The organism is Microtetraspora sp. AC03309 (assembly GCF_020826795.1).
Lineage (GTDB): Bacteria > Actinomycetota > Actinomycetes > Streptosporangiales > Streptosporangiaceae > Microtetraspora > Microtetraspora glauca.
In genome coordinates, this window is record NZ_JADDIL010000099.1 from 17631 (window position 1) to 27035 (window position 9405).

General features: G+C 67.7%; 5 protein-coding genes. 2 read left to right on the plus strand and 3 right to left on the minus strand.

What is annotated here, in order from left to right; translation table 11 throughout:
* Window positions 1-317 precede the first annotated feature (317 nt).
* Window positions 318-3650, plus strand: a complete 3333-nt coding sequence (locus IMZ11_RS37885) for a beta-N-acetylglucosaminidase domain-containing protein (RefSeq protein ID WP_228647590.1) — start codon at window positions 318-320, stop codon at window positions 3648-3650.
* Window positions 3651-3844: 194 nt separating this feature from the next.
* Here IMZ11_RS37885 and IMZ11_RS37890 read toward each other — a convergent pair whose 3' ends face one another.
* Together IMZ11_RS37890 and IMZ11_RS37895 are read right to left on the minus strand one after the other, a co-directional pair.
* Window positions 3845-4432 carry a class IV adenylate cyclase gene (locus tag IMZ11_RS37890; protein WP_228647593.1) on the minus strand — a complete coding sequence of 196 codons (588 nt, stop codon included), beginning with the start codon at window positions 4430-4432 and terminating at the stop codon, window positions 3845-3847.
* 329 nt (window positions 4433-4761) lie between these two features.
* A complete protein-coding gene (locus tag IMZ11_RS37895) occupies window positions 4762-7068 on the minus strand; it encodes a DUF1963 domain-containing protein (protein ID WP_228647595.1) in 2307 nt (768 codons plus the stop codon).
* A gap of 458 nt (window positions 7069-7526) precedes the next feature.
* Between IMZ11_RS37895 and IMZ11_RS37900 the strand changes: the two genes are divergently transcribed.
* Window positions 7527-8144 (plus strand): GNAT family N-acetyltransferase, encoded by a 618-nt coding sequence (locus IMZ11_RS37900; protein ID WP_228647597.1) that lies wholly within the window; start codon window positions 7527-7529, stop codon window positions 8142-8144.
* Window positions 8145-8334: 190 nt separating this feature from the next.
* Here IMZ11_RS37900 and IMZ11_RS37905 read toward each other — a convergent pair whose 3' ends face one another.
* Entirely contained in the window at window positions 8335-8682 is a 348-nt protein-coding gene (locus IMZ11_RS37905) for a hypothetical protein (RefSeq protein ID WP_228647599.1), read from the minus strand.
* Window positions 8683-9405: the final 723 nt, after the last annotated feature.

The window sequence follows — 9405 nt, forward strand, 5'->3', positions numbered from 1 at the left end:
GCGTGGGTCAGCCGCGTGAGCGACCCGCCCGACCTGGCCAGGTACGGCGAGCTTGCGGGAATGCGAAGCCGAACCGGAGTGAAGTGCGGGCGCCGGTTGCCGTGCTCGTCGGCGTCGCTGGTGGCGATCCGTTCGCCGGGTGCGGGCTTCCGGCGGCAGGTCGGGGCTGCGGGCCGCCGTACGGGGACTGGTACGGACAGGCCGAAGGTCCGATGACGAACTGGTATTGACCAGTTCGTCTTACGGTGCTCTTATATGGGGCAATCCGGTGCGCATTTATGCGCATTCGGGCGGTTATGTGCACTCAAGGAGACCGTGTGCCCCCCAGCCGTCCCTTAGCCCTGGCCCTCACCGCATCCCTCCTGATCATCGCCCCCGCCAACGCCGCCAAGGCCGAGGCCACACCTATCGCCCCGGCCCCTACGGCTCAGCAGGTGAAAGCCCGCTCCGACGGGTTCCCCGTCAACCCCGTCGTCGGACTGGTCCGTACCAGCGACAGCGACCAGTACGCCGAAGCCCACGTGCGACAGACGCTCGCCGACGCGGGCGTGAAGCAGGTCGTCGCCACCGACGGCGACGACCCGCACACCCCGGTCACGATCTATCTGGGCGACGGCGACGCCGCCCTCGACGGACTCGGCGTGAAGAACGCCGACGGCCTGCCGGCCGAGGGATACGTGCTCGCGGCCGGGCACAGCGGCGGGCACAAGGTCATCGTGCTCGACGGCGTGGACGCCGACGGTACCTACTACGCCGCTCTCTCCCTGCGCCAGCTCATCCAGCGCCATCAGGGCACTGACCGGATGCCGGGCGTGGAGGTGCGCGATTGGCCCACGATGCGCTACCGCGGCTCCATCGAGGGCTTCTACGGCACCCCCTGGTCGCACCAGGACCGCCTGGACCACCTGAGCTACCTCGGCGCGCACAAGATGAACACCTACGAGTACGCGCCCAAGGACGACCCTTACCACCGCGACCGGTGGCGCGATCCGTATCCGCCGGACAAGCTCGCCCAGCTCGGAGAGCTGATCACCCGTGCCCGCGAGAACCACGTCGACTTCACCTTCGCCCTGTCGCCGGGCCTGTCGATCTGCTACACCAGCCAGCAGGACGTGCAGGCGCTGCTGGCCAAGTTCGAGGCCGTCTACGCGCTCGGCGGGCGCTCGTTCAACATCCCGATGGACGACATCGACGCCGGCCGCTGGAGCTGCGAGGGCGACCGGGCCAAGTACGGCAACCCCGGCGGGGCCGGGGCCGGGCGGGCCCAGAGCGAGCTGATCAACGCCGCCCAGGCGTGGGCCACGGCCAAGGGCGACGTGGCGCCGCTGCAGATGGTGCCGACCGAGTACTACGACACCTCTGAGTCTCCGTACAAGAAGGCGCTGCGTGAGGTCCTCGACCAGAAGGTCGTCGTGCACTGGACCGGCATGGGCGTCGTCCCCGCGACGATCACCAAGGCCCAGGCGGCCGCGGCCAGGCAGGTCTTCGGCCACGAGATCCTCGTCTGGGACAACTACCCGGTCAACGACTACAACCCGGGCCGCCTGCCCATGGCCGACTACGCCGGGCGCGAGCCCGGACTGTCCGAACACCTGGCGGGGATCATCTCCAACCCGATGAACCAGGCCGCAGTCAGCAAGATCGCCCTGTACTCCTTCGCCGACTTCGGATGGAACGACCCGGTCTACGACGCCAAGGCGTCCTGGCTGCGCGCCCTGGACGAGGTGGCCTCCGGTTCGGACAAGGTCGCCTTCGCGCTGCGCGACGTGGCCGATCTGAGCAGCTACGACGGCACCGTCCACCGCAAGCAGGCCCCGGCACTGGCCGCCGCGGTCGAGGAGTTCTGGCCTGCCTGGCTCGACGGGAAACCCACCACGCTGCGCGCCTACGCCGAGCGCCTGCTGGCCGCCCCCGCCACCATCACCGCCGGGGTGAAGGACCAGGCATTCCTGGAGGAGGCCAAGTCCTGGCTGGACGCCACCGAGCTGTGGGCTAAGGCCATGCTCAAGGCCCTCGACGTCCTCGACGCGGTCAGGGCCGGCGACGGCGCCGCTGCGGTCAGCGCACGGCAGGATGCCCTCGATCTCATCGCGGCGGCCAAGGCCATCCGCGACCCGCGCGACCCGCACTCCACGACGTTCCCCCGCATCGGCGACGGCGTCCTCGACCGCTTCATCACCCAGGCCCTGGACGAGCTGGACCGCTGGATCGGCGTGGTCGACGACCGGCCGGCCGCCTCCAGCACGCTGGGGACGTATGCCGACAACACCCCCGACCGCATGGTCGACAGCGATCTCGGCACCTTCTACTGGAGCAACAACGCCCCCGGCGCCGGTGACGCGGTGAGCGTCGACCTCGGGGCGATCAAGTCCATCGGCGACGTGGCCGTGCTCATGGGCAAGTCGAACAGCCCCAACGACTACATCCACGCCGGCGTCCTGGAGTACTCCGTCGACGGCGTCGCCTGGACCCAGCTCGCCACCGGCACCACCGCCGAGGTCAAGGCGACGGCCCCGGCCGGGGCGCGCGCCCGCTACGTCCGCTATCGCGCGACCGGCGGCAACGACTACTGGCTCGTGGTGCGGGAGTTCCAGGTGGCCACCCTCGGTGACGACGTCACCCGGCTCACCGTCAGCGGCACCCCGGCGGGCTCGACTCCGCAGGCGGCGGCCGACGGCAACCTCACCACCGCCTGGACCGCCTCCGGCGCTCCGGCCGCCGGGGACGCCCTGCAGGTCACGCTCTCCAAACAGCGCCTGATCGACCGGGTGATCGTCCTCGGTACCGGCGAGGCCGAGGTCCAGGTCAGGACCGGAGGCCAGTGGCAGCCCATCGGCAGGCTGGCCGGGCCGTACACCGAACTCGACCCCGCTGACGTGAACGCCGACGCGATCAGGCTCGCCTGGACGGCCGGGAGCGCCGCGCCGAAGATCACCGAGATCGTGCCGAGGTATGGCGACGTGCCGGCGGCGGTGCTCTCGGTCGACCCCGCCGTGCTGGACACGACGATCGGGAAGGAGGCGACGCTGACGCTCAACGCCATCAGCCAGCGCGCCGCCGCCGTCACCGGCACACTGTCGGTGAAGGGCCCGGCCGGGTGGAAGCTCCCGGCCGACCGCGAGGTCACGCTGGCGCGCGGTGGCGAGCTGATCGTGCCCGTCACCTTCACGCCCACGGGTTCCGGCACGCTGGAGATCTCCTTCGCCGGGGTGACGACCACGGTCGCGGTCAAGGCCCATCGGACGGTGGCCGAGGCCAACCTCGCCAAGGGCCGGCCGGCCGCGGCCTCCAGCGTCGAGGGCGGAACCGCCTTCGCGGCCGGCAACGCGGTCGACGGCGACCCGGCCACCCGCTGGTCGTCCGGCTACACCGACACCGAGTGGCTGACGGTCGACCTCGGCTCAGCGGTGGACGTGGGCAAAGTGGTCCTGCGCTGGGAGGCCGCGTACGGCAAGGCCTACCGGGTGGAGTCGTCGGCCGACGGCCTCACCTGGGCTCCGCTGGCCGAGGTGACCGACGGCGACGGCGGCGTGGACGAGATCTGGATCGACCAGGCCAACTCCACCCGCCACCTGCGCGTGCAGGGCGTGAAACGAGCGCTGACGTGGGGCTACTCGCTGTGGGAGGTGGAGGTACAAGCAGCCGCCTAGCGGCTCCAGGCGCGGCCGGGTCACGGCCGGGTGACGGCGAGCATGGCGCTGGCCGCGGTCGATCAGACGATCGTGGCCACCGCCATGCGCCGCCGCGTGCGGTTGGCGTGCACACATCACATGATCAAGCCGGCGGCATGAGGGCGAGCATTCCCCGTCAAGATCGAAGAGCCGCTGAGGGACGCCCCAGAAGGTCAGGCGCCGGATAGGGGCACGGAGGCTTGCTTGTTCTTGTCGGCTTCGGAGAACAGGAGGGTGGGTTCGGCGAGGATGTCGCGGCCGATCTCGCTCTTGTAGATTTCATCGACGCTACCGAACCGGGCTTCGGAGTAGTCGAATCCCAGGAGGGATGCGCCTCGGCGGACCGCTGCCTCGTCAGGCCCTTCGATCTCGACGAAGGTCGGCAGATCGGGCCAGGTGTCGATGTCGAAAGCGACATCGTCCAGGCGCCATTCCTCGCGGTAATTCTCCTGGTAGCGGACCTCGCGCAGGCCGAGATGGCGGAGGATCTCGGCCATGGCGTGCAGGTCGGTGACCTCGGTTTCGATCTCGGTGGTGCCGTCGATGGTGGTGGCGTCCGTGACCTGCTTGAGCGTAAGAGTCGAGCGAGTCCCCTCCTCACGCAGGCGGAGCCACTGGCCTTTGCCGAGAGCGTCACCCTGGAAGATCTTGCGGGTCAGGAGGGTGCGCGGGAAGGCCTGTACGGCGCCTAGGGAGGTCAGCTTGGCCCGGAGGCCTGCCACGTCGACGGACAAGAACGTGGCCTCGTACTCGTGCTTCATGATCTCCTTCTTTGCTTGGAACCCTCGTTGGTTCGGCATGCGTGCCGCGAGGAGCGGGCCCATGCGGTCAGTGCGGTCAGTGCGGTCAGTGCGGTCAGTGCGGTCGTAGAGTCGGCCGACGCGGGCCCGCTCGGTGAACGAGCCGCACCCGGCGCGGCCTCCTGCCGCAGCGGCGAGCGGACCAACTCTCGCAACGGCTACCGGATGCGGCCGTGGGACACATCTCCGCCTTGATCGCGGCGCGTTCGACAGGGGCCGAGGCCATCACGCTGCCGAGGAACCGGCCACCGCCGCCTCTTCCGGCGGGACCGGTCCGCGGCGCGGGCACATCAGCCGAACCAGTCGAATTCGATACGGTCGAACCGTCCGGCGAGCAGATCGTCGCGGCGGATCATCCAGCCCACCTGGCCGTCGCCCCACTCGTAGAGCACGTCGTCCTGACTGAAGTGTGCGATGTTCAGCAGAGGCCCTCCCTCGAAGAGCTCTTTCAGTGCCCTTTCGTATACCTCGTCAAACCTCTCCGGGTTGTTCCTGAGTGTGATGACCGCCTCTTCCCGCATGCGCTGGAACTCCCGGCTGCCGCAGTTGCCCCAGGTGTGGTGGGGGTTCAGCTGCACGCCTCGCAGCTTGTTGGCCCGGCGGTCCACGGCCGGCTCGACGCCCACCTTGGAGGCGTACTCCTCCAGGGCGGCCACGAGTTGCGCGTGCCACATCCTCTCCTCCTCGTCTTCCGGTTCTTCTCCATCTTCTTCGTCGAAGAAGAACCAGCCGTGGGCATCCCACGCGGCGTCGCTGGAAACCACCAGGGCCTCCCGCTCCAACCCCTGCGGCATCTCCGGCGCTCCGTCCCTCCAACTCCACCCGACAGGTGCGAGGCGCACGGCCGTCTCGGTGCCCGGCGGTACGTAAAGTGCCTCGCCGCAGTAGACGTCCGTGCTGGCGAACAGCAGGAAGTGTCCTTCCCTGGGAAGGCCGTCGTCGAATGGCTGCCTGGGCACCGCCGCGAGATCGAAGGAGGCGACGAAGAAGTCTGCCGCGTCCCATTCGGCGTCCAGGGGCATCTCCGGAAGCCCGCCCTTGTAGCCGATCACACGGTCGCCGGGCTGGACACTGTCCGGGCTCTTATATTCGAAGTGCACCCCCGGCTCCATGCTCCACAGGATTCGGGTGATGGCGTCGTCGGACACCCCGTGTGACCGGGCGAAGGCCCGGAAGGCGCTGGTGCGCGACGTGCCGGTGGACGCGGGGACCGCGGGCGGATTCGCAGGCGTTCCGGGCCGGTCCGCGGGAACACTGCGGTAGCCGACGGTGTCCTGCCCCGAGCGTCGATGGTGACCGCTGAAGTGTTCCTCGCCGCGCCAGTCGATCCGGAGACCGGCGAGCTTGATCATGCGCGAATCACGGCTGCGATCGATCCGCAGCAGGTAGTGGTCGTAGACCGGTGTGTCCGCGACGAGGAAGAACGTCCTGGTCTGGAGACGCCGGGAGAACACCTCGCCGACACGCCGGTCCAGCGGCGTCCGGTTGTTGTGGGCGTCAAGGCCGAAGAGCGTCCAGCTGAGGGGGTCGCTCTCCGGTGAATCGCTCGCCGACGTCAGCGCGTACGAGGTGATCGCGGCGGCCGGCTTCGTGTCGATGTAGAGGTCGACGTGGTCAGCCGCCGTCCATTCGGTCCGCAGGAGGTCGGGCGACAGCCCGCGCGGGGCGTCGGCCGTCACGGCGAACCCGCTTTTCTCACACGGGGAGATACTGACCTTGCCGGCCCCGTCGGGCGCCCGGTGCAGCATGATCGTGGCGGAGCCGCCCCGCTGGTCCTGCCAGGAGACCGCCGTCAGCGGCGCTCCCTCGTCGTCGATCAGCAGCCGAAGGTCGTGACAGTCGTGCCAGTCGCCGTTCCGTTCTTCCTGCGTGGCGAAGCGGTGGAGCGCGGGGGACGGGGTGTTCTCCAGACCGTCGGGGAAGGCCCAGCGGCCGGCCAGACGCCCTCGGTACTCGTACGTCGTTCCCCCGGAGTCACGCAGGTGACCGTGGAAGCCGGACACATCGGAACGGAAGGCGACGGAGGCGTGGACTCCGTCCTGCCGCTGCCAGTCGAGCTGAACGGGCAGCGCCTCCTCACCGCGGTCGATGTGGAGCAGCAGCCGGTGGGCCCGTGTCCACGGCCCCGGCGGCGAGCCGTGGGCAGGGCGGCACTCCGTGTGGAAGGCGAGAACCGGGTTGTCGCCAGGCTCCCCGGTGTGCCGAGGCTTCAGCAGGCTCTCCGCGGTCTCGGCTTCCACCGTGAGGCGGTGGAGCCAGAACACGGTGTGGGCCTCGGGGTGCACGCGTATCTCAAGGGTGTTCGTCCCGGCACTCAGCAGGCGTTCGGGAAGGACGAAGACGCTGTCGTACGGCTCGTCCTCGCTCCGGGGGACAGCGAGGTTCCACGCCAGTGTCTCGCCCTGGAACACCACATCAACAGGAGCGTGCCCCACCGAGGATGTGGACAGGGAGACGAGCGCGCTGATGATGAGCCGCAACTGCGGGACGTCCCGCGGTTGCGCCACCTCGAAGCGCAGCGTCACGCTTCCGCCCGCGGCCACCCCCATATGGTTGCCGGAGAAGGAGCAACCCTGGTGTTCGACCTCCGCGCGCATGACCCTTACCGAATCGGCGGAGAAGTCCGCTGAGACAGCCTCAAAACCCATGATTCCACTTCCTGATGAGGGATCGACAAGCCGTGCCGAGCGGACCCGGCGGCTGTGATCAGGAACGTTAGCCTGCGCGCTTCACCTGCCGGGGGCCTGGATCTTGAACGGAGACACGAAAATACCTTCTGGGCTGGGGCGATGAGGCTCGTCCAAGGTCTCTGCCGTTCCGGCAGGCAGGCATTTTCCGTATGCGCACGACCGTCTCAATCCTGAACTGGCTGGGAATGGTGTTATCGGGAACGCAAGCTCGCGAGGCTGATTGGCCGCCCGGTGGCGGCGCTCCCCTCCCCCGGCATCGCGCTCGGCCCGGCGCGTCGTGGCACCCTTCGCCGATCCATACCGCCCCGCGTCCTCGGCCCGGAAAGTCGTTTGATGTGGCGGCGCCTCGCGCCGACAATCGCCTGGTGGACAATCACTCGCGAACGGACTTCTCCACCAAGCCCACGCTTGTCGGTGAGAAAGTGACGCTGCGCTCGTTCCTGCTGGAAGAGGATGCGCCTGTACTCCGTGCGTTGCTCCAGGATCCGGAGGTGGGCCGGCTGACCGGCAGCGTTCGCGGCCCGGCCGATCCTGAGCCGTGGGACGAAGCAGCCGAGAGAAGGATGCGGGAGTGGTACGGCACCCGTCATGAGCAGTCGGACCGGCTGGACCTAGCTGTCGTCGATCGGGTGAGTGGTGCCTGCGTGGGTGAGGTGGTGCTCAACGAGTGGGACGCCGGCAATCGCAGTTGCAATTTCCGCATTGCCCTCGCCCCCGTCGGCCAGAACCGCGGGCTCGGCACCGAGGCGGTCAGGCTGATGGTCGGCCACGGCTTCGAGCGGCTGAGCCTGCACCGGATCTCGCTGACCGTGTTCGACTTCAATCCCCGCGCCCGCCGCGCCTACGAGAAGGTCGGCTTCGTCAAGGAGGGGGTTCACCGTGACGTCCTGTTCTATGACGGTGTCTGGGTGGACAACGTCGTGATGTCGATCCTCGCGCCAGAGTGGGAACGTCACCGCGGCCGTCCTGAAAACACTGTCTGATCGCGTCATGATCCACCGCTGGCTCCAGGCTGATGGTGGCCAGAGCCGATCAAGATCCGTTGCCACGACGGTCCGAGCCACGGCTGTGTGAAGCTGCACCCGAGGAGCGGAACCATCCGTTCGTTGGCATCGCCTGCCAGCACTTTCCGGTGCCATGTGCCCCTGAAATGCCCCCGCCGGATGTAGCACGCTACGACTGATCGTGGTGGAAGACGTCGTGTAGCCAGTGATCGAAGTACCTGCGCACAGCGTCGCTGTCCCGAGGATTCAGGGCCAGCCATTCGCGTGCGGCCCGAACCATCTCGGCCTGGGCAAGGTCTTCCTCGGCCGGCTTGAGTTCCACCCAGTCGGTGAGATCACCCCACAGGTTGTACATGCTGACGGCGTACTCGTACTCGCCGGTGGTGATGACCTCGAGCGTGTCGCCCATGAATTGCAGGCCGACGTCGTAAGGGTCGTCCGCGCGAAGGAGCTGTCCCGCGAGCTCGAGGGTGTGCTCGAGATAGGCCGGCCAAACCTCGTCGTCTGAGCTGCTCACGAACCGAGAATCACACGTCGCCGTTCCCGGCCACAAATCCTGGTGGACCGTTTCCATATCAGGCAACGGCAATTGGTGTGTGAACTGGCCTTACAAGGCCTCCAACCTGCGGGGATTCGTCTGCTGTGGTCCGCCCGCGTCCATGGTCGTCCATGGGTCTTGTCACGCAGTTCGTCACGCACCTGACCTTCTAATTACAAGAGATGGGCAGATGCCTTGTCCGCGGCATCCCCGCCTGCTCACGCGGTAGATGCGGGTCGGTGGTGTGTGATCGCGTAAGGCGCCGTTGCTGTACGGGCTGCTGTACAGCTTTACGCCTAGGGATAACCGCGAGCCCGAGCCGGCGGCCCGGTTCGGCCAGAACATCGAGATCTGATTTCCAGAAAATCGCGATGAATGAGTTCGTTGGGCTGTTCGCCTGACTCAAAGCGCGAACCTTGCGGCTACGACGTCGGCCGGTTCTCCAGAAAGCCGTACTCAAATCCCTCTTTCTCAAAGGAGGCAATCATCCAAGCACGCCGAACCGAAGTAGAGGCCGCCAAAGCGTAGGCCAGAGCGCCAGGCACATTATCCTCCCTCTGCCACCCCTGTGAAAGCCCAAGAGGCCGAATGACGTTTTCTCAGCGTGATCGACTCGGACAGTAGGGCTTTCCTGGGCAGAAACGATCACACGCGGGCAGACACGCGGACGAACAGAGAACGCCGGAAACAGGCGTGGAGCCT

Excerpts from the sequence above, each read along its gene's own strand:
- IMZ11_RS37890 (WP_228647593.1), bottom strand. The coding sequence starts at position 4,432 with ATGAAGCACGAGTACGAGGCCACGTTCTTGTCCGTCGACGTGGCAGGC.
- IMZ11_RS37895 (WP_228647595.1), bottom strand. The coding sequence starts at position 7,068 with ATGCGCGCGGAGGTCGAACACCAGGGTTGCTCCTTCTCCGGCAACCAT.